This window comes from Haloimpatiens myeolchijeotgali (genome assembly GCF_042688525.2).
Classification (GTDB): Bacteria; Bacillota; Clostridia; order Clostridiales; family Clostridiaceae; genus Haloimpatiens.
Genome location: NZ_JBHWAB010000001.1, coordinates 830,553 through 851,834, shown reverse-complemented (window position 1 = coordinate 851,834; position 21,282 = coordinate 830,553). Strand labels below are relative to the sequence as shown.

15 protein-coding genes and 1 pseudogene are annotated in these 21,282 nt (G+C 27.6%); 7 read left to right on the top strand and 9 right to left on the bottom strand.

Annotation, left to right across the window (positions count from 1 at the left end; translation table 11 throughout):
• Nucleotides 1–18: 18 nt before the first annotated feature.
• Both ACFIJ5_RS03910 and ACFIJ5_RS03905 read right to left on the bottom strand, forming a co-directional pair.
• Nucleotides 19–720, bottom strand: coding sequence for a hypothetical protein (locus ACFIJ5_RS03910; protein WP_404661129.1), 702 nt, complete (start codon nt 718–720; stop codon nt 19–21).
• Nucleotides 721–1,127: 407 nt separating this feature from the next.
• Complete coding sequence (locus tag ACFIJ5_RS03905; protein WP_379804037.1) at nt 1,128–1,424, bottom strand: hypothetical protein; 297 nt, start codon at nt 1,422–1,424, stop codon at nt 1,128–1,130.
• Nucleotides 1,425–2,231: 807 nt separating this feature from the next.
• Here ACFIJ5_RS03905 and ACFIJ5_RS03900 point away from each other — a divergent pair.
• Nucleotides 2,232–3,083 (top strand): sensor histidine kinase, encoded by an 852-nt coding sequence (locus ACFIJ5_RS03900; protein ID WP_379804035.1) that lies wholly within the window; start codon nt 2,232–2,234, stop codon nt 3,081–3,083.
• 412 nt (nt 3,084–3,495) lie between these two features.
• On the opposite strand, the gene ACFIJ5_RS03895 is transcribed toward ACFIJ5_RS03900, so the two are convergent.
• Together ACFIJ5_RS03895 and gltB are read right to left on the bottom strand one after the other, a co-directional pair.
• Nucleotides 3,496–4,929: a glutamate synthase subunit beta gene (locus ACFIJ5_RS03895; protein ID WP_379804033.1), complete on the bottom strand. Its 1,434-nt coding sequence runs from the start codon at nt 4,927–4,929 to the stop codon at nt 3,496–3,498.
• Nucleotides 4,930–4,946: 17 nt separating this feature from the next.
• Nucleotides 4,947–9,464 carry a glutamate synthase large subunit gene (gene gltB / locus ACFIJ5_RS03890; protein ID WP_379804030.1) on the bottom strand — a complete coding sequence of 1,506 codons (4,518 nt, stop codon included), beginning with the start codon at nt 9,462–9,464 and terminating at the stop codon, nt 4,947–4,949.
• A gap of 375 nt (nt 9,465–9,839) precedes the next feature.
• Here gltB and ACFIJ5_RS03885 point away from each other — a divergent pair, with 375 nt between their 5' ends.
• On the top strand, nt 9,840–10,862 hold the full coding sequence (locus ACFIJ5_RS03885; protein WP_379804028.1) for an LCP family protein: 1,023 nt from the start codon (nt 9,840–9,842) through the stop codon (nt 10,860–10,862).
• Between the two features lie 66 nt (nt 10,863–10,928).
• Here the strand turns inward: ACFIJ5_RS03885 and ACFIJ5_RS03880 are convergent, their stop codons facing one another.
• The gene (locus tag ACFIJ5_RS03880) at nt 10,929–11,744 is read right to left on the bottom strand and encodes a polysaccharide deacetylase family protein (RefSeq protein ID WP_379804026.1); all 816 of its coding nucleotides are present in this window, start codon (nt 11,742–11,744) and stop codon (nt 10,929–10,931) included.
• Between the two features lie 183 nt (nt 11,745–11,927).
• Here ACFIJ5_RS03880 and ACFIJ5_RS03875 point away from each other — a divergent pair, with 183 nt between their 5' ends.
• From ACFIJ5_RS03875 to ACFIJ5_RS03865, 4 genes and pseudogenes are all read left to right on the top strand, one after another.
• A complete protein-coding gene (locus ACFIJ5_RS03875; protein ID WP_379804024.1) occupies nt 11,928–12,674 on the top strand; it encodes a CsxC family protein in 747 nt (248 codons plus the stop codon).
• A gap of 92 nt (nt 12,675–12,766) precedes the next feature.
• Nucleotides 12,767–13,429, top strand: a complete 663-nt coding sequence (locus tag ACFIJ5_RS03870) for a hypothetical protein (RefSeq protein WP_379804021.1) — start codon at nt 12,767–12,769, stop codon at nt 13,427–13,429.
• 2 nt (nt 13,430–13,431) lie between these two features.
• Nucleotides 13,432–13,572 (top strand): annotated as a pseudogene (locus ACFIJ5_RS18850) (hypothetical protein); the annotation flags it as partial.
• Between the two features lie 240 nt (nt 13,573–13,812).
• Entirely contained in the window at nt 13,813–13,953 is a 141-nt protein-coding gene (locus ACFIJ5_RS03865; protein WP_379804018.1) for a hypothetical protein, read from the top strand.
• Nucleotides 13,954–14,013: 60 nt separating this feature from the next.
• On the opposite strand, the gene ACFIJ5_RS03860 is transcribed toward ACFIJ5_RS03865, so the two are convergent.
• Together ACFIJ5_RS03860 and galU are read right to left on the bottom strand one after the other, a co-directional pair.
• Nucleotides 14,014–15,087, bottom strand: a complete 1,074-nt coding sequence (locus tag ACFIJ5_RS03860) for a hypothetical protein (RefSeq protein WP_404661124.1) — start codon at nt 15,085–15,087, stop codon at nt 14,014–14,016.
• Between the two features lie 29 nt (nt 15,088–15,116).
• A complete protein-coding gene (gene galU / locus ACFIJ5_RS03855) occupies nt 15,117–15,992 on the bottom strand; it encodes a UTP--glucose-1-phosphate uridylyltransferase GalU (protein ID WP_379804015.1) in 876 nt (291 codons plus the stop codon).
• 690 nt (nt 15,993–16,682) lie between these two features.
• Between galU and ACFIJ5_RS03850 the strand changes: the two genes are divergently transcribed.
• The gene (locus tag ACFIJ5_RS03850; protein WP_379804012.1) at nt 16,683–17,339 is read left to right on the top strand and encodes a YIP1 family protein; all 657 of its coding nucleotides are present in this window, start codon (nt 16,683–16,685) and stop codon (nt 17,337–17,339) included.
• A 211-nt stretch (nt 17,340–17,550) separates the two neighbouring features.
• On the opposite strand, the gene ACFIJ5_RS03845 is transcribed toward ACFIJ5_RS03850, so the two are convergent.
• Nucleotides 17,551–19,230, bottom strand: coding sequence for a peptide ABC transporter substrate-binding protein (locus tag ACFIJ5_RS03845; protein WP_379804010.1), 1,680 nt, complete (start codon nt 19,228–19,230; stop codon nt 17,551–17,553).
• A gap of 277 nt (nt 19,231–19,507) precedes the next feature.
• Complete coding sequence (locus tag ACFIJ5_RS03840) at nt 19,508–21,190, bottom strand: peptide ABC transporter substrate-binding protein (protein ID WP_379804008.1); 1,683 nt, start codon at nt 21,188–21,190, stop codon at nt 19,508–19,510.
• Nucleotides 21,191–21,282 lie beyond the last annotated feature (92 nt).

The following is a 21,282-nucleotide window of genomic DNA, read 5'->3' as shown; positions in this document are numbered from 1 at the left end:
AAACACCTCTTTCCTTAACTACTTAACTTTATTTAAAGTATACTCAATTATATTGTTATAAACTAAATTACTCTTTTTAAAGATTTCCTCTTCCACTATCATATGTGTCATATATGGTTTTTGAAGTATTCCATCCTTTTTAATAAAAAATTTAATTCTAACTTCACCCTTTATGTCTTCTTTTTTATATACATTCATACCCATAGAAGAATATTCTATAGGAAACTTTTTTTCATATATATATTGTCCATTTTTTTTAGATACATATTGTGTCCTCCAATATATTGATTTATTACCTGGAGAAAAATATAATAAATCATAAATATTACTGTCAACTTTGTTGTTTTCCTCTGGAAATATTACTTTTTTTGTTCCTTCATTTTCTTTAAGGGAATAAGTATTTTTTTCGCTATCTACTAGTAAGTAATTAAGTTTCTCATCTTCCAATATAATTTGTCCTCTATCCACATCTTTAGAAAAAGTTCCCTTAATTCTTAAATCATCCAAATTTTTAAATTGCTTTATTTCAATTTTATTTTTTGTGATATTCATTGTACCTTCATAATTATATTTTGAATCCATTACTGCTTTTAAAATTATATTATTAGGTATTAAGTAATCTTTATAAAACATCCAAAAAGCAAAACCCAAAATACTAAAAATTAATACTAAATAAGTTTCTATCTTATATTTCTTCATAATTTTGGCTTGGTTGTCCAAGCTTCACCTCCTTTTCATTTGTTTGTATTTATAATAAATTTTAATAGATAAAACAATTAACAATTTTAATTAATGAAATCCATATTTCATTGTTAACAAAAATTTAATTGTATTTATAATTATATTATATTCTCCTAGTTAAAATCGACTAAATATCAAATATTTTATGAGGGAACTAGAGGTTATTCGACATGTTTTTTCATTATATATTTTTTTATTCATATTAATATATTATGTGGATTCATAGTAATATTCTGGTCTGATTATTTAATATTTTCTTAAAATTGATACTATTTTTGGGAAAATTAATGCTTAACATGAAGATAAAAGTCACATATTCCATAAAAAAACTTCTACACTATAAGTGAAATTTTCAAATCAACTTATAGCATAGAAGCCCTTGTCCATTAATATACAAACAGTACTTTCCAAAATATCTTAAAAGTATATCCTGCAATTAAAATTGCAGCTATAAAATAAATGTATGTTCTTCTTTTATATTTAGTTCTAATTCCACATTCTATTGCTTGTACCATAAGCAATGCTGCTAATAAAAACATATTTGCTGCAGCTAATCTTGCCTTTGCTAATGGAATTAAACTTTTATTAAAAAGCATAATACAAGAAATAATAAGCAATGCTCCTATCATTACAAACTTTATTAACTCCACTGGATTAGATAATTTCTTTAGTCTTTTGTTCATAATTGCCTCCTCTACTCTTTCTTGTTAATTATTCCACATCTATAATATCCTAGCAAAGAGTATTTTGCAAATACATACTTACCTTAATAAATCATTGCTTCTTCAACAAAAATTCCATATAAATACTATTTTTATTCTAATAAAATTAAAGTTAAAATTAAAAACGATAATTAAATTTTAAGTATAATTAAATTTTTTTGTTAAATTCAGTGTACCAGAACCATTTATTTATTATTTTAACGTAAAATATTGTAGAATTTTTTTATATTCCGTGCTACTATTATTATAGATTTACAAAATGAACAATATTCTAGAGAGGTATGCTTAATGTTATTTTCAGAATTTTTTATTTGTAACTCCATCGAAGCTTTTTTAACTTTTGCAGTTGGATTAAGTTTTATAGGCATTTATATAAAACCTAACAAACTAATGTTTATAAGTTTTCTAGGGGGATTTTCCATTACTTTAATTAGAATGTGGTATATAATGAATAACATTCCTTTAGGAACCCATACTTTTTTTATTTTTAGTATTTTTATCATTTTGCTTACTACAATACTAAAGCAAAAATTATTTCACAGCTTTATAGCTGTATTAATTAGTACTTTTTTAATACTGTGGGGTGAAGCACTTGTATGTATTTTATTTAAGAATTTTGTTCCCTATATAGGAATAAAGTTTGGTGCAAGAATATTAATATTCCTAGTATCTCATATTTTTTTAATACTAATATTTTTTATAACATATATATTTAAGAAACCTATTTTTAATCTTAACACTCTTAAATAATAGTCGGGGATGATGCATATGAAATTTATTCACAGAGCATATATATTAATAGTATTAATCTTATTACAAAGTTGTATAGTATTATTATTATCAAATAAAGTAATAATTAATTCATTAAATATATCCAATATTCTTATAAACTATCCTTTAGTAATATCTATAATCATAAACTTATTAGGACTTAGTTCTATTATTTGCATTTACTATATTATTTCTTTCTTGAAAAAAGAAAAAAAATCTATAGAACAATTACATAACTCTAAAGAAGTTATAGAAGCTCTACGTGGACAAAAACATGATTTTCAAAATCATCTTAATATAATTTCTGGTTTAATACAACTTAATAAACCAGAAAAAGCTTTAGAATATACACACTCTATTTGTGGAAAAACTAACGAAATATTTTCTATATCTAAAATAAACAATATGGAAGTTGCTGCATTATTATATAGAAAATATGCAATTGCAGAAAACAAGGGAATCAATGTAGAATTAGATATTGACTCATACTTAGAAAATATACACATAAATTCTATAGATCTTTGTAAAATATTATTTAATCTCATTGATAATGCAATACATGAATTAGAAAATTGTAAGGAAGATGAGAAAATATTATCTATACAAATATCAGAAATAAAAAATGAATATATTATTACAATAATAAATTCTTATCCTATACTTTCAGAAGATTTATATGATAAAATATTTCAATGTGGCTTTACTACTAAAAAAGCAAGTAGTCATGGTTATGGATTAAATATAGTAAAACAACTTGTAAACAAAAATAATGGAACTATTACTGTTGAAAGTTATGATGGAGTCGGAACCATATTCACAGTATTTTTGCCTATGAAACAAACACAATAAATATCCAGTTGTATAAGATTAAGTAATCATTTAATAACAATTAAAAATTAATAATTATTCATTCAACTTTCGCAGTAAAAAAATACTGCTTAGCGAAGGGAAATGATATCTTGCGTAAGAAACATTTGAACAAAGTTTACAAGTTCTTAGCTTTACGAATTTGAAAAAAGTTATTTTTTAATTACTGATTCCTACGGAATATTAATTAAAAAATCTTTTTTCAATATGAGTAAAACTTAGAACTTGTTACTGAAGTGAAAGGTTTCTAAGCAAGATATCATTTCCCGTAGCGGTTGTTTTTGACCTGCGAAAGTTGAGTTATTCATTATTTAGTTGACTAATTACATAACTTAAGGGATGTCTAAAATCTATTTTTAGACATCCCCTTTTAAATAGTTATCTTAAAGAGCCTTTATCCTTTTAGAAAAGTATCACCCATTAAATATTTATCAACATATTTAGCTGCACTTCTTCCTTCACTAATACATTTAACAACTAATGATTGACCAGTTCTATTATCCCCTGCTGCAAATACACCTCTTAAATTCGTCATATAATTTTCATCTGTAGATATATTTCCCCTTTTATCAAGTTGTAACCCTAGTTCCTCTATTAACCCATCATGTTTAGGATGTAAAAATCCCATTGCAAGTACTACTAAATCTATTTCCACTTCAAATTCACTATTTGGAACTTCTTTCATAATCATTTTTCCATTTTCATCTTTAATCCATCTTACCTTTGCCCCTACTAATTTGTTTACTTTACCTTTTTCTCCTATGAACGCTTTAGTTAAAATATTCCACTCTCTTTTACATCCTTCCTCATGAGATGTAGTTGTTTTAAGAATTCTAGGATATGTTGGCCAAGGCATTGAATCATCTCTTTCTGCTTCAGGTTTAGGCATTATTTCAAATTGATATACATTTTTAGCACCTTGTCTAATAGCCGTTCCAATACAATCTGAACCAGTATCTCCTCCCCCTATAACCACAACATTTTTATCTCTTGCATTTATGTTCTTTTCAACTTTTTCACCTGAATTTAACTTATTTTGTTGAGGCAGATATTCCATAGCAAAGTAAACTCCTTCAAGATCTCTTCCCTCTACCTTTAAATCTCTTGGAATACTTGACCCACAGCACAATACTACTGCATCAAAATCATCTAATATTTTTTTTACAGATATATCCTTTCCAACTTCAATATCCGTTTTAAAAATTACTCCTTCTGCTTCCATAACAGCAATACGTCTATCTATAATATTTTTTTCTAATTTAAAATCTGGAATTCCATACCTTAATAATCCACCAACTCTTTCAGATTTCTCAAACACAGTTACTTCATGCCCCACAGAATTCAATTCATCAGCTGCCGCAAGCCCTGAAGGCCCTGAACCAATAACCGCTACCTTCTTACCTGTTGTTACTTTTGGAGGATTCGGTTTTACCCATCCATTTTTATAAGCATTCTCTATAATAGTTAATTCTATCTCTCTTATAGAAACTGCTTTTCTGTTTACTCCAAGAGTACATGCTGCTTCGCAAAGTGCAGGACATACCCTTCCAGTAAACTCTGGAAAATTACTTGTAAGGCTTAATCTTTCATATGCTTTTTTCCAGTCATTTTTATATACCATATCATTCCAGTCAGGAGTTAAATTACCTAAAGGACATCCCCAATTACAAAACGGAGTACCACACTCCATACATCTAGCAGCTTGTATTATCATTTCATCATTACTAAGAGGCTCATATATCTCATTATAATCATTTATTCTCTCTTTAACAGAACGCTTATTGTATTTTTTTCTTTCATACTCTTTAAATCCTGTTAGCTTTCCCATTTGTACACCGCCCCTTCTTAACCTACATTACTTTTCTTTGTATTTTTCTCTAGTATTTCTTTATATGCACTTGAAACTACTTTTTTAAATTTACTCTTATACTTATTCCAATTATCCAAAATTCTTTTAGCCTTTTCACTATTTGTATATTCATAATGTTTAGATATAAGATTATATACCTCTTCTTCATCATCACTATTATTTAAAACTAGTGCTTCAAGGGTTTCTTCACCACATTTTTCATAAAAATCATCCTGTTCATCAAAAATATAAGCAATACCACCACTCATACCTGCTCCGAAGTTTCTACCTACATTTCCAAGTACAACAATTCTACCTCCAGTCATATATTCACAACAATGATCTCCAACACCCTCAACCACAGCATTTACTCCACTATTTCTAACTCCGAAACGTTCTCCTACTATTCCATTTATATATACTTCTCCCTTTGTAGCTCCATATAAAATTGTATTTCCAGCTATAAAATTTTCTTCTGCCTTAAATGCTCTATTATAAGGAGCCTTAATAATTATTTTACCTCCTGATAATCCTTTACCCACATAATCGTTAGCTTCTCCTTCAAGTATAAGAGTAAGACCTTTAGCTCCAAAAGCTCCAAAACTTTGTCCTGCAGAACCTATAAATTTAAATACAATTGTATCCTCTTTAAGACCATTTTCTCCATGATTTTTTATAATCTTACCACTCAACATTGTACCTACTGTTCTGTCTGTATTTTTAATTTCAAAACTTCCTTTAACAGATTTTTTATCCTCAAGAGCAGGTTTTGCAATTTGAATCAGATTATGATCCATTGCTTTATCAATTCCATGATCTTGCTCCAATACACAATAAGGCTTTATTCTTTTTGGCATATCAGGTTTGTATAAAATATTAGAAAAATCAATTCCTTGTGCCTTCCAATGTTCTACTGCATCTTTAACTTTTAATTTATCTACTTTTCCTATCATTTCATTCACAGTTCTAAAACCTAATTTAGCCATATTCTCTCTAACTTCTTGTGCAATGAATGTAAAGAAATTAATTAAGTATTCTGGTTTACCTTTAAAGCATTTTCTAAGTTCTTCATCTTGTGTTGCTATACCCATATCACAAGTATTACAATGACACTTACGAAGCATAGTACATCCTAAAATCACAAGTGCTGTAGTTGCAAATCCAAATTCTTCTGCTCCAAGTAACGCTGCTATTACAACATCTCTACCAGTCTTAAGCTGACCATCTGTTTGAAGTCTAACCCTACTTCTTAAATTATTTAACATAAGAACTTGATGAGTTTCAGAAAGCCCAATTTCCCAGGGAATACCTGCACATCTTATAGATGAAAGTGGTGCGGCTCCCGTTCCTCCATCATGTCCACTTATTAATATTACATCCGCATGTGCTTTTGCAACACCCGCAGCAATAGTACCTACTCCAACTTCTGAAACAAGTTTTACACTTATTCTGCTTCTTGGATTAACTGATTTCAAATCATATATAAGTTGTGATAAATCCTCTATTGAATAAATGTCATGATGAGGTGGTGGTGAAATTAAATCAATTCCTGGTGTTGAATGTCTAAGTTTAGCTATATAATCATTTACCTTTTTACCTGGAAGATGTCCACCCTCTCCTGGCTTTGCCCCTTGAGCAACTTTAATTTGAAGTTCATCTGCATTAACTAAGTAATTAGTTGTAACACCAAATCTACCTGCTGCTACCTGTTTAATTGCACTTCTTCTACTATCTCCATTACCATCTGCTTTAAATCTTATTGAATCTTCGCCACCTTCTCCAGTATTACTTTTAGCTCCAATACGATTCATAGCTATTGCAATTGTTTCATGTGCTTCTCTACTTATAGAACCCAATGACATTGCTCCAGTACAAAATCTTTTTAAAATTTCTGAAACAGGCTCTACTTCTTCAATTGGAATAGAATTTCCATATTCAATATCTAAAAGCCCTCTTAAGGTACATAAATTTTTGCTTTGATTATTAATACGTTTTGCATAATCCTTATACATTTCATAATTATTTGTTTTTGATGCTGCTTGAAGCTTATATATACTTTCTGGATTAAATAAATGAAATTCTCCATTTTTTCTCCACGAATATAGTCCTCCAACATCCAGCTCTGACACTGGCTTTCTTAACCTATTAAATGCATGTTTATGTCTTAACAGAACTTCCTTAGCTATTATTTCTTCGCCAACCCCACCAATTCTAGATGTAGTTCCTTCAAAATATTTATTTATAAATTCTTCATTTAAACCAAGTGCTTCAAAAATTTGAGCACCATGATAACTTTGTATTGTACATATACCCATTTTGGATAATATTTTCAAAAGACCTTTATTTAGTGCTTTAATATAGTTATCAACTGCTTTTTCTTTATCATTATCTTTAATTTCTCCTTGCAGCACCATATTTTGTATACTTTCATATGCTAAATATGGATTAACAGCAGTAGCTCCATAACCTATTAACAACGCAAAATGAGTAGTTTCTCTTGCTTCTCCTGTTTCAACAACTATAGAAATTTTAGTTCTTGTTTTTTTCTTTATTAAGTATTGATGAACAGCAGATACAGCAAGTAAACTAGGTATAGCTGCTTCATATCCATCTACTTTTCTATCACTTAAAATTAATATATTATATCCTTCTTCTACACGCTTAGAAGCTCTTTCACAAATTAACTTAAGTGCATTTTTAAATCCTTCTATTCCACTATCAGCCTTAAATGTTATTGGTATAGTTGAAGTTTTAAAATCTTTATTTCTTAATGATCTTATTTTTGCCATATCTTCATTTGATAAAACTGGTGTATCAATTTCTATAAATCTATGATCTGAAAGCTCTTTATTAAGTATGTTACCTTGATCTCCTATATAGTTTTTAAGAGACATTACAACTCCTTCTCTTATAGGATCTATAGGAGGATTAGTAACTTGTGCAAACAACTGTCTAAAATATGAAAATAACAATTGAGATTTATTTGATAGAACGGCTAGTGGAGTATCATTTCCCATTGCTCCAATAGGCTCTTTTGCATTTTCTGCCATATATCCTAATATAGTATTTAAATCTTCTAGTGAATAGCCAAACGCCTGCTGTTTTTCTTTTAAAGCTTCACTATTTATTTGTTTCTTTTCATTAATTACTTCAATGCTATCTAATATAAGTTTGTTTTTATTAACAATTTCTTTATATGTCTTGCTGCTACATAAATTTTTCATTATTTCACTGTGTTCTAAAATCTCACCATTTCTAGTATCAACTAAAAGCATTTTTCCTGGTTCAAGTCTTCCTTTTTTCAACACATCTTCAGGTTTAAATTGTATAACTCCTGCTTCTGAAGCCATAACAATTTGTCCACTTTTAGTTATTATATACTTAGCAGGTCTTAATCCATTTCTATCAAGAGCTGCACCAATTTTTTCTCCGTCTGTAAAAAATACAGCAGCTGGTCCATCCCAAGGTTCAATTAGTGATGCATTATATTCATAAAAAGCTTTTTCATCTTCACTTATAAATTTATTGTTTTCCCAAGCTTCTGGAATAAGCATTCTCATTGCATGTTCTACATGTCTTCCATCTTTAACAAAAAGTTCAAAAGCGTTATCTAAAGAGGCTGAATCACTGGAATTAGGAGTTACTATAGGAAACATTTTTGAAAGCTTGTCTCCAAAATATTCTGACTTTAGGACACCTTCTCGTGCATTCATCCAATTTCTATTTCCTCTTATAGTATTAATTTCTCCATTATGAGCTAAATATCTAAATGGTTGAGCCAAATCCCAAGTTGGAAAAGTATTAGTACTAAATCTTTGATGTACAAGAGCTACTGCACTTTTAAAATTTATATCATTTACGTCAACATAAAATCCACTTATCTGATCTGCTAACAACAATCCTTTATACACTATTGTTTTTGATGATAAACTACAAATATAAAAATATTCACTATTTCTCTTTACTAATTTTTTAACTTCATTTTCAACCCTTTTTCTAATAATATATAACTTTCTTTCAAATTCATCCTGTGTACATTTACCTTTTGCTATAAAAATCTGTCTTATTATAGGTTCAGTTCCTTTTGCTGTTTCACCTATACCCCTATTATCTGTAGGAACATTTCTCCACCCTAATATTTTTTGATCTTCTTCCTCGATAATTCTCTCAAATATACCTTCACATTGATATCTGAGTGCTGGTTCCTTAGGCAAAAATGTCATACCTACAGCATATTGTCCACACTCAGGTAATGAGATTCCCAAATTGTCACAAGTAATTCGAAAAAATTCATCTGGAATTTGAACCATTATACCTGCTCCATCACCTGTTTTAGGATCTGCTCCAACCGCTCCTCTATGCTCTAAGTTCACTAAAATCTGCAATCCTTTTTTTACAATACCATGGGTTTTTTCACCTTTTATATTAGCTATAAAACCAACTCCACAATTATCCTTCTCAAACTGCGGATCATAAAGTCCTTTCTTTTCTGGTAAGCCTTTATAATTCCCCATACCTTCACCTCCGATATTTTCCTTTGTTTTTAAGTACCACTTTGTAAACGTTATGAAATATTTATAATGTTGAAATTGCATTTTGAACTATATTAAATTTAAAATTATTACTATACACTTGGCAATTAATAGAATTTTTCTTATATAAAATTTTAAAATATATTTTTTATTATATATTTATTTTTGCAAGTTTTCAATGATTTTCTTGCATTTTTCTTACATTATTTTTACTTGTACCTAGTACTACCTGATTTGGCATAAATTTTACACTGACAAACCGTTGTTTTTTTTGTTACCATTTTGTTAATTGTGTTTAAAAATATTTTGTTATACTAATATTCGTAATTTCTATTATTGTCGAGGAGGTAAATAAAATTGTCGAACAAAAGAAAAAAAAGTAGTAAAGTTAAAAAGTTTATTATATTTTCCTTTATTATAATTTTGCTAGTGGGGTTTGGAAGCTACTTTTATGCACATTCCTTATTAAACAAGGTTCAAAGGAAAGAAATTTCTAAAAATGACAGTGATTTGGGTATAACTAAAAAAACAACAAATAATAATAACCAAAATAATAGCGAAGAAATCATTAACATAGCACTATTTGGTTTAGATAGAAGACAAAAGAGTGATATAGCTCATTCAGATAGTACTATAATTCTTACTATTGATAAAAAACATAAAAACATCAAACTTTCTTCTATTATGAGAGATACTTATGTAGAAGTAAAAGGTCATGGTAAAACTAAATTTACTCATGCTTATGCATATGGCGGTCCTGAATTAACACTTTGGACTTTAAATCATAATTTTAATTTAGACATTAGACATTATGTTTCTGTGGACTTCTTTGATCTTGAAAAAATCATTGACATACTTGGTGGCGTAACAATAGATGTAAAACCAAATGAAGTTAAATATATTAATAAATATATGAAAGAAACCTCTAATCTTCAACATAAATCAATACCTATATTAAATAATTCTGGTGTTCAAGTGTTAAATGGAAGACAAGCTGTATCTTACGCTAGAATACGTTCTACAGGCGGTGGGGACTATGAAAGAACTGCTAGACAAAGAACTGTTCTTAACGCTATAGTAAACAAACTTAAAAATACAAGTATTATTGAATATCCTTCACTAGTTTCAAAACTTCTTCCTTTTGTAGAAACTGATATGGATTCTGATTATATGTTAAATCTAGGAAAAGACATATTAATGTCTAACATAAAAGATGTAAAACAATCTAGATTTCCTCTTGATTCAGAAAGCAAAGGACAAATGATAAATAAAGTTTGGTATCTAGTTACAGATATAGATGCTACAACTAACCAGATTCACGACTTTATCTATAAAGATATCCAACCTGAAGCTAATAAATCTTCAACTAAAAAACAATAATATTCAAGGGACGGTTCTTCAATTTTAACAAAAATGCTTAAAATTGAAGAACCGTCCCTTTATTTTTTATGAAATCACATCTTTAATTTTATGGTACACTATCTTTATTATAGGGTAATAACCAGGCTCACTAACTCTTTCCTCAAATTGTTTTTCAGTTAATAGTCCTCTAGCAAATACTCTATCTAAACTATATAATCCGTCATCTTTCTCTGCCCAAGTTTCATTAATTCTAAACGCTAATCTATATCCTCCAGCCTTGCAGGCTTTTATTGTATCTTCATTAAATTCTCCATAAGGATATGCTAAATATCTAACCTTTTTATTTAACAATTTTTCTAATTCTTTTTTAGAACTCTCTAACTCATCTAATTGCTTTGAATAGCTTAACTTAGACAAATTTTCATGATTTGCTGTATGTGATTGAATATCAAAACCATTTTTATTTAATTCTTTTAATTGATTTAATGTTAAGTACTCACCTTGTCCAATTTTATTTGTAATCATAAATATAGTAGCCTTAAACCTATATTTTTTTAATATAGGATATGCATTCTCATAGTTATCTTTGTATCCATCATCAAAAGTTAGAACTACAGATTTTTTAGGTAATTGCTTGTCCCTTTTTATGTAATTATATGCCTCATCCAATGTTAATGTTCTATATCTATTATCATGTAAATACTTCATTTCTTTTTCAAAATCTTTTTTTGAAACTATTAAGTCAGTTTTTGTTCCAGACTTTACATGATGATACATTAATACAGGTACATGATTATTTTTTGAATTCAACTGCTTTTTATAATAACAATAAAATGTAAAAGGTAATACTATTAACACAAAAATAAATATAATGCTAAAACTCTTTCGTCTTCTACTCATATTATGTCTCCTTCTTAAATGTAACTTTATCTCTTATTTTACCACCACTCATTATAAAAAATCTAGTTATTTTTTAACTTCATAGTACCATTTTATACTTAACTGAATACTATATTAATAGGTGGACAACATATCGAATCTACCTAAAAATTTATCTAGAATATCGAAGGAGGATTAATATATATGACAATGAAAGATTGTAGTTGTTATGACCCTTATGCAAAGACATTACCTGTATGTGAAAGTGATGATATAACACCTAAAGGAATAGACGGCCCATTAGTAGCTAAAATACCTGTAGTTTTATCACAAACTAATATTCAAATAGATGTAGAAGCAGAAATTGAGTTTGACACTCCTTATTATGAAATAAAAAGAATAAAGAAAGACGTATATTTAACTCAATGCAAATTAATACCTGGCGCTGGAAAATTTAAGAAAGGTGTACAAGTAACAGGCAAAGTATTCTTAGCTGGATATGTAAGAAAAAATATAGAATATTCAACTGCTCCAAAATGTGGATGCATCAAAGATACAACTGTAGATATACCTTTCCAATGTGTTGCAGAAGTAGAATTTGATCACGCACCTCAATTTAATATAAGAAAACCTCAAACTGAAATTGATTTAATATGTGATTGTTGTCAATGTAATTGTGACGATTACGTTATAGGTAAATTCCCTTGTGAACAAAACTTCCAAGATACTATCTATTTCTCTGAAAAACCTTATTGTGAATTAGTTTCTGCAAAAATTTATGAAACTGATCTTCACAAAGATCCAGTTCCAATGGATTGCTCTTGCAGCGAATATACAGTTTATAAAACTTTAGTAGAAAAAATGGTAATCTATATAAACCTTAAATTATTACAATTACAACAAGTTAATATAAAAGATGGCAGCGGCTGTTCTTGCAATCGTGATTGCTAATTAAAATAGCAAAATTATATTTTTTACTCAACACAGTACTAAGGCTCAAGTTTATACAAACTTGAGCCTACCCTTTAGAAAGGAGCGTAGAAATGAACACACAAAGACTATATGAAAATAATATAGCAAAATTTTTATTACTTTTACTTCTTTTAGTTGCTATTGACAATACTATGAATCCATATAATAAAAAAAGTAATGTAAAGAATATGAAAAATCATAATATAAAACCCAATATTAGTAAAAACAAATCCAATAATAATATCAATAATTCAAATACTAGTGCACATAATAAAACAAACAATAATATCAGTACTTCAAATAGTAATACACCTAATATAGTGAAAAATAATGTCAACAATTCGAATGCTAATACTAAACCTCTCAACGATGTTACTACTTCAAAAAACACTATAAATAAAAAGATACACACTAATGATACTATCTCAAATAATAATACAAATAATATAGCAAAAAATAATTCTAATATTTCAAATGAAAGTAAAGACACTACATTAAAAGATAATATCAATACTTCAAATAACAGCATAAATAATGCAGTAAAAAATAACATTGATAATTCAAATAAAAAAACAAAAAATAATCCTAATATTTCAAATAACAATGTTGATAATAGATTAAAGAAAAATAAAGCACTCAAAAATAATATAATATATACAAAAACAAATAATAATAATATACAATCTAACAAAATTGTGTCTCATATTCCTATAGTTTTAGCAAAAAAGAATTAGAAATTCCTATAATATCTAACATAGATTTTGACGAGCCAATCTTAGAAATTAAGCGAATAAAAAATGATGTATATTTAAATGAAGCAAAATTAGTAAATAAAATTGACAGCAGTAAAACACTCAAAGTTAAAAAGGGTAAGCTTTTTTTAAAAGGTTTTATACGAAAAAGCATTGAATATGCAACTGCAGATACCATAACAGACAAATACATCAAAGGATTAATTAAAAATATTGTTGTATATGTTCCTTTCAAATGTATTACACCAATTAATTATACACATTTTCTTATAAACAACTTTGCTCAATATTTTAATGATAATAGTAATAAAATTCATGACTATTCAAACAAAACAATACATTACGATTTAGAGAAAACACAAATTTTGGAAAATACAGTTTGTCCTGATAAAACTGTATTAGAACACAATTCAATAGAACATATTTTTGAAAGTATTAAAACTCAATCAATATTAAAATTAACATTAAAATTATTTCAAGAACAACCAGTAAATATTATAAAATAAAAAAAATCAAAGTAAAAAGTACAAATTTCAAATTTCTCACTTTTTACTTTGATTTATGTTTTAAATTTTAAAATAGCTTTTAAGTTTCAATGCATTTGCTGTATCAACATTAGTAAATAATGCATTTTTAAAATTTTTCTTTTGCTGCGGAGTAAGAGATTTGTATATAGAAACTACAGCTCCAACATTACCTCTACAATTACTTGAAGGATTACTATTAAGTTGATTAATAGTACTAATCATTATATCTACCATCTGCTTCCCTTTTCCACTTGAAATTGAACCTCTAGCTGCACTAAGTTCACTTATGGCCTTTGAAGCAGATCCTTTTGCTTTTGTACTACTATTTTTTGCAATATTTTTATTATTACTATTAACATTTTTACTAACTTGCTTTGAATTATTATTATTTTGTTTCTTTTGTATTTCATCTTTCATAGTTTTAATTTTATTTTGCATATCACTTATTTTTTGTTTTTTACTGTTATCCTTTGTATTTTTAGCTATGGAAGCTAACTCAGTATTAACTTTATCTAAAATTTGTGATTTAATAGATTTCTTTATGCAAACTATCACATTACCATTTTCGCATTTTACATTGTCTATATGTAATGGTATGTTATCTTTTTTCACAATTATATTTTCATCTTCAATAACTATTTTATTTTTAAGAAGCTTTTGAACATTATTTAATGCTATACTTTTAGGAATTGTAATCTTTCCAACTTTAAATTTTTCTGGTCTATATACTAAATTTTCATTGTAAGTTATTTTTCCAATACTTGATAGAAGCAGTTCAAAATTTTTATATTTAGCTAAAGCATATACTGTTACATTATCATTTGATATGTCTACCCAAGATTTCTTTATTGTTATATTTTTCTTAGTTATTCCCTTACCCACAACTAAATTCAAAATCTCATTTACATCATTTTCGCATAAAGATGTACTTCCACCTTTATCAGAAACAATATCAAATTTATGAATTACATCTTTAAGCTCACTATTCTTTGAGTAAGTTTTCATACCTGCCTTAGAAAATATACAGTATATTAAAATTACTAATAATAAAATTATAGGACAAATTATTTTTAATGCTAAATGCTTCTTTTTAACTTTACTTTCTTTATACATGTTACTCACTCTTCCTTCTGTTTCGTTTATTACTTGTTCTCTTTTTTAATTATTTTTTGCAAATAACTCATAAATGGATTTTTAAGTTCTTCTTTTTTTAATGCAAATTCTACAGTTGCTTGCAAAAATCCTAGTTTATCTCCTACATCATATCTTCTTCCTTCAAATTCATAAGCATAAATTGCCTCCTTATTTAGAAGCTTCTTTAATGCATCTGTAAGCTGTATTTCTCCACCTTTTCCTGGTTTAGTATTATCTAATATATCAAATATAGCAGGTGTAATTATATATCTTCCTAAAATAGCAACATCAGATGGTGCTTCATCAATCTTAGGCTTTTCTACCATATTCTTAACTTTATGAACCCCATTTTCTATGTGAACACCATCTACAATACCATACTTACAGACGTCATTATGAGGAACTTTTTGTACCCCTAATATAGTTGTTCTATACTCACTGAAACAATCCATTAATTGTTTAAGACAAGGAACTTTGCTATCTACAACATCATCGCCTAACATTACAGCAAATGGTTCATCTCCAACAAAAGTTCTAGCACAACTTATAGCATGCCCAAGTCCTTTTGGTTCTTTTTGTCTTACATAATATATTTGAACCATACTTGATATATCTTTAACCATTTTTAAAAGTTCTTCTTTACCCTTCTTTTCAAGCTCATTTTCAAGTTCTACAGATTTATCAAAATGATCTTCTATAGCTCTTTTATTTCTTCCTGTTATAATTAATATTTCTTCTATTCCAGAGTTAACAGCTTCTTCAATTATATATTGAATAGTAGGTTTATCTACTATTGGAAGCATTTCTTTAGGCTGTGCTTTTGTAGCAGGTAAAAATCTTGTTCCAAGACCTGCCGCTGGAATAATTGACTTCTTAACCTTCATACTTTTCCCTCCATTTATCTATGATAAAATATACAAAATTTCCTTTTATCCATATTTTACTTTTATTTTATATTATTACCTTCATTTCATAATATTAAATCAAATTCCATATAAACTCAATACCTTTTTATATAAATTTTAGTTATTATTTCAATAAAAATTCTTAAATATCAAATTTTGAAGTACAAAATACTATATAGCTAAGGAAATGATATACTGCATAAGAAACATTTAATATCAATTAAGAATTAATAATTAAAAATGAATAATGAAGGTTGATTTTTGTTTTAACAAAAATCTTTAATTATATATTAGTTATTTTGCCCTAAGGCAAAATTTCCTTAATTATTAATTATTCACTCAACTTTCGCAGTAAAAAAACACTTCTAAGCAAGATATCATTTACCGTAGCGGCTATTTTTCACCTGCGAAAGTTGAGTTATTCATTATTAACTATTAATTATCTTTAAAATGAAAAAATTGAGAACTATATATATCATTTCCACAGCTATGGTTTTTAACTAAGAAAATTATAATAGAAAAGAAGGAAAACATTTTTTCATGTCGAATATAATAGCTGGGTATAATGCATAATTATCTAATCAATTTACGCAGTTAAAAATAGTCACTGTGTAAATTTTATATTGTTCCAAAACATTTCATGACATTACAATAAGGCAGGTGATTTTTATGAATAATTCCAAAAATGAACAAAATATTACTAAGGAACTTTCTACTCATATTCTGGGTATGCTTGTAAACCCAATTCATACAATGGATTGGTCAATAAAAAAATTAAGCAAAAAATGTACATATATATTAATTTTACTTCTTTCATTTTTATATGGAATAATTAACGTTTTATTAATGCAAAATATAGCTAAAACTGCATTTAAATACATTGATACAATCATGGGAAATAATTATATATTTGGGTTAATTAATAAACGTTTAATGTATGAAATAGATAATTATATGTCTTGGTCCAAAATTTTTATATTTGAAATTTTTCTATTTTTTATCAGTTGTATAATAATTTTCTTAACAACTTACTTTATATTTAAATATGTATTTAAATGTGACATTAGACCCTTATGTTTTTTACAAGTTATAGTTTCTTCATTTGTACCATTTATTTTTTATACTTTATTACAACTTATTTTGAGCTACATAAGTTTTCCATTATCCTTATGTGCCGTTCTCATAGGATTTATTTTATCTATAATATTATTCTTCAAAGGTTTGTGCGGCTGTACAAATGTACCACAAGATAAAATTCTTATGGTAGTTCCTATATCTTATGTGGTTATGTTGATAGTAGATTTAGCTATAATTAAAGTAATATAGTTAAAAAAACATATAAATTTAAAGTAAAAAGTTTAAAATTCAAATAAAAATACTGTGGCCTTAGCATATTTTTATACTAATACTACAGTATTTTTTATATGTAAAAAACTGTCCCACTAACACTCAGCGGGACAGCCCCTTAAAGTTTTTCTTTAAGAAAAACATCCTTATTTCTACTCTGTTCTTTATACTTTTTACTCTCTATGATTTATTATTGTCTTCCATCTGTATAAGCATATTTATATTCTACTTTTCCAAATAAAGGAATCATTAATCCTTTAACATATTTATATTTATAAGTATTTCTTGTACGATATAATTCTGGTGATATTACACCTTCATCATGTATAAGTATATGTTCAGCTTTTTTATAATCTTCTATTCTCTTTTTTTGATCCATTAAAGTTTGACAACCAACAACAAGTTTATCATACTCTTCATTTTTCCAGAAAACTGGAGTATATTGAGAAGAAGATATAAATCCATCCATAAAAGTATTTGGATCATTATAATCTCCTGATCCAGCCATACCACCTAGTTGGAATTTTCCTTCATCAGTTCTTTTTTGGAATACTGGCCATTCTACATATTCTGCCTTAATAGTAACTCCTAAAGTTTTCTTATACATTTGTTGTATATATTCTGCATAAGTTCTACTCCATTGGTCTGTACCAGCTTGTAAAACAGTTACATCTAATTTACTTGGATCATCTCCTAATCCTAGTTCTTTCATTCCTTTTTTCAATAACACCTTTGGATCTGGATTTTCTTTTTGTAATTGTTTTACTGGTTCTTCTGCTATATCTCTAAATTCTTTACCATCTATTTTAACCTTTGGAGGAATAGCTCCATATCCAGGATTAAAACGTCCTTTAAATATAACTTTTCCTAAGTCTTCTCTTGTTGTACCAAGTATAAAAGCTTTTCTTATATTTGCATTTTTAAATACTTTATCTTTACAATTAAAGAAACTATAATTTAATGCTGGTAAAACTGCTTGAATCCTATCAAATTTCTTAGTAGCATCAAATTTCTTAATCCATTCCTGCTTTGATACTCCTCCAAGATCTAATGAACCAGAATATAATGAATTATTAGAAGCAGTTGGATCTTTTATTATCTTAAAATTAACCTTCTCCAAATTAATCTTCTTTTTATCCCAATACTTATCATTTTTCTTCAATACAATTTCTGAATTGTGTGTCCAATGATCTATCACAAATGGTCCACAACTTATATATTTATCTCCATCTGATCCATATTTATCTTTATATTTTTCCACTATATCCTGTCTTTGTGGTAAATATGATTTATTAAAAGTTAATTGAAAGAAATATGGGCATGGTTTTTCAAGTGTTAACTCAAGTGTATTATCATCTATTGCTTTTGCACCTAATGAATCAGTAGAAGCCTTTCCTTGATTTATAGCTTCAGCATTTTTTATAGGATACAATAAATTACATTGTGGCGCACCTGTTTTTGGATCTAAGCTTCTTTTAAATGCATAAACATAATTTTTTGCTGTTACTTTTTTACCATCTTGCCATTTATAATCTCTCAAATGGAATGTCCAAACTGTACCTTCTTCATTATGTTCCCACTTTTCAGCACCAGCAGGTTTTATACAATCTTCTCCATTTGCGTCTGTCTCTAATCTTGTAAGTCCTTCTATTGTTTCTTGAAATACTTGACAACAATATCCATCTGTACCTTTGCATGGATCTAAGCTTTTTGGCTCAGCCTGTAGATTGGCATTAATATACTGTTCTTTATCCATTTTCTTTTCACTAGCCTTTGAAGTTGTTTTCTTTGCTTCCCCACAACCAAATAGTCCTAATGAAGAAATTAAACAAGTACCTACTATTAATGATATTATTTTCTTACTTTTCATAAATTTACCCCCTTTAATTTTAATAATCATCAAAAGTAATTTTAATTATATAAATATTTTATATATACATTAATTTTTTCATAATATATGTGATTTATTTTGTATATAAATGAAAAAATATGTAATGTATCTAAAATTTATAATATAGTACTTCGATAATTCTTGATAAAATCCTTCTTTTTTTGAAATTTTTATTAATTTTAGAATATTTAAATAATGAAGTAACATATTTCATAAAAAAAATTGTGGTTTATACAAACCACAATTTTACTATTTTTTACTTTCTACCTTTTATATATACGTATTTATATTCTGCCGATCCAAACAAAGGAAGCATTAAATTCTTAACATATTTATACTTATAAGTGTTTCTTGTCCTATATGCAGTTGGTGATATTGCAGCATCATCATATAAAAGAATTTTTTCAGCCTTTTTATAATCTTCTAATCTCTTTTCTTGATCCATTATATTTTGACATTCGACAACAAGCTTATCATACTCCTTATTTTTCCAAAATGTTGGAACATATGCAGATGCAGATATAAATCCATCCATGAAAGTATTTGGATCATTATAATCACCTGACATTGACATACCTGCTATTTGATATTTTCCTTCATCCACTCTTTTTTGGAATACTGGCCATTCTACATATTCTGCTTTAATATTAACTCCTAAAGTCTTCTTGTACATTTGTTGTATATATTCTGCATAAGTTCTATACCATTGATCTGTACCGCTTTGTAAAAAAGTAACCTCCAATTTACTTGGATCTGGCTCCATTCCAAGTTCTTTCATTCCTTTCTTCAATAATTCCTTTGGATCTGGATTATCTTCTTTTAATTGTCTTATCGGTTCATCTACCATTTCTCTAAACTCTTTACCATCTACCTGAATTTTTTTAGGAATCCAACCATAAGCTGCCTTATAACGTCCTTTAAAAATAACATTACACAAATCTTCTCTTGTTATTCCAATTGAAAATGCTTTTCTTATATTTGCATTTTTAAATATTTTATCTTTACAATTAAAGAAAGTATAATTTGCTGCTGGAAGAAATCCTTGAATCCTATCAAATTTTTTAGTAGCATCAAATTTTTTTATCCATTCCTTTTGTGATACTCCGGCGGAATCTAATGCACCAGTATATAAGGAATTATACATAGCATTTACATCTTTTATTATTTTAAAATTAATTTTTTCTAAATTAACTGCTTTTTTATCCCAATACTTATCATTTTTGCTCAATACCACTTCTGAATTATGTGTCCAATGATCTATTACAAATGGTCCACAAAATATTAATTTATCCCCATCTGATCCATATTTATCCCCATGTTTCTCAACTACATCTTTCCTTTGAGGTAAAAATGCTTTATTGTACGTCAATTGGAAGAAATATGGGCATGGTTGTTCAAGTGTCACTTGAAGTGTATTTTCATCTACTGCTTTCACACCTAATGTATCTAACTCTGTCTTTCCTTCATTTATAGCTTTACCATTTTTTATAACATATAATAAATTAGCTTGTGGAGCTCCTGTTTTTGGATCAAGAGTTCTCCTTAATGAATAAACAAAATCTTCTGCTGTTACTTTTTTACCATCAGTCCAATTATAATCTCTTAGATGGAATGTCCAAACTGTACCTTCTTCATTATGTTCCCATTTTTCAGCACCTGCAGCTTTTACAACATCTTTACCATCTCCATCTTGTTCTAACCTTGTAAGTCCTTCCATAACTTCTTGAAATATTTGACAAGAATAAACATCTGTTGCCTTAGATAAATCTAAAGTTTTAGGCTCTGCACCAAAATTTACATTAATATACTGTTCCTTATCCATTTTAATACTTTGCTTAACATTTTTACTTGTTTGTTTTGCTTCTCCACAACCAAATAACCCCAAAGAAGAAACTAAACAAACCCCTACCAACAACGCCATTAACTTTTTCCCCTTCATAATTTACCCCCTATTTAATTAATTATTTAAAGATATACTTTTTGTAACATTTAAATTAATTTAGTATATGTTAAATTTTTATAGTTTTGCAT

Coding starts and splice junctions, on each gene's coding strand:
- ACFIJ5_RS03905 (WP_379804037.1), bottom strand. CDS start 1,424: ATGAACAAAAGACTAAAGAAATTATCTAATCCAGTGGAGTTAATAAAG.
- ACFIJ5_RS03900 (WP_379804035.1), top strand. CDS start 2,232: ATGAAATTTATTCACAGAGCATATATATTAATAGTATTAATCTTATTA.
- ACFIJ5_RS03895 (WP_379804033.1), bottom strand. CDS start 4,929: ATGGGAAAGCTAACAGGATTTAAAGAGTATGAAAGAAAAAAATACAAT.
- gltB (WP_379804030.1), bottom strand. CDS start 9,464: ATGGGGAATTATAAAGGCTTACCAGAAAAGAAAGGACTTTATGATCCG.
- ACFIJ5_RS03880 (WP_379804026.1), bottom strand. CDS start 11,744: ATGAGTAGAAGACGAAAGAGTTTTAGCATTATATTTATTTTTGTGTTA.
- ACFIJ5_RS03875 (WP_379804024.1), top strand. CDS start 11,928: ATGACAATGAAAGATTGTAGTTGTTATGACCCTTATGCAAAGACATTA.
- ACFIJ5_RS03870 (WP_379804021.1), top strand. CDS start 12,767: ATGAACACACAAAGACTATATGAAAATAATATAGCAAAATTTTTATTA.
- ACFIJ5_RS03860 (WP_404661124.1), bottom strand. CDS start 15,087: ATGTATAAAGAAAGTAAAGTTAAAAAGAAGCATTTAGCATTAAAAATA.
- galU (WP_379804015.1), bottom strand. CDS start 15,992: ATGAAGGTTAAGAAGTCAATTATTCCAGCGGCAGGTCTTGGAACAAGA.
- ACFIJ5_RS03850 (WP_379804012.1), top strand. CDS start 16,683: ATGAATAATTCCAAAAATGAACAAAATATTACTAAGGAACTTTCTACT.
- ACFIJ5_RS03845 (WP_379804010.1), bottom strand. CDS start 19,230: ATGAAAAGTAAGAAAATAATATCATTAATAGTAGGTACTTGTTTAATT.
- ACFIJ5_RS03840 (WP_379804008.1), bottom strand. CDS start 21,190: ATGAAGGGGAAAAAGTTAATGGCGTTGTTGGTAGGGGTTTGTTTAGTT.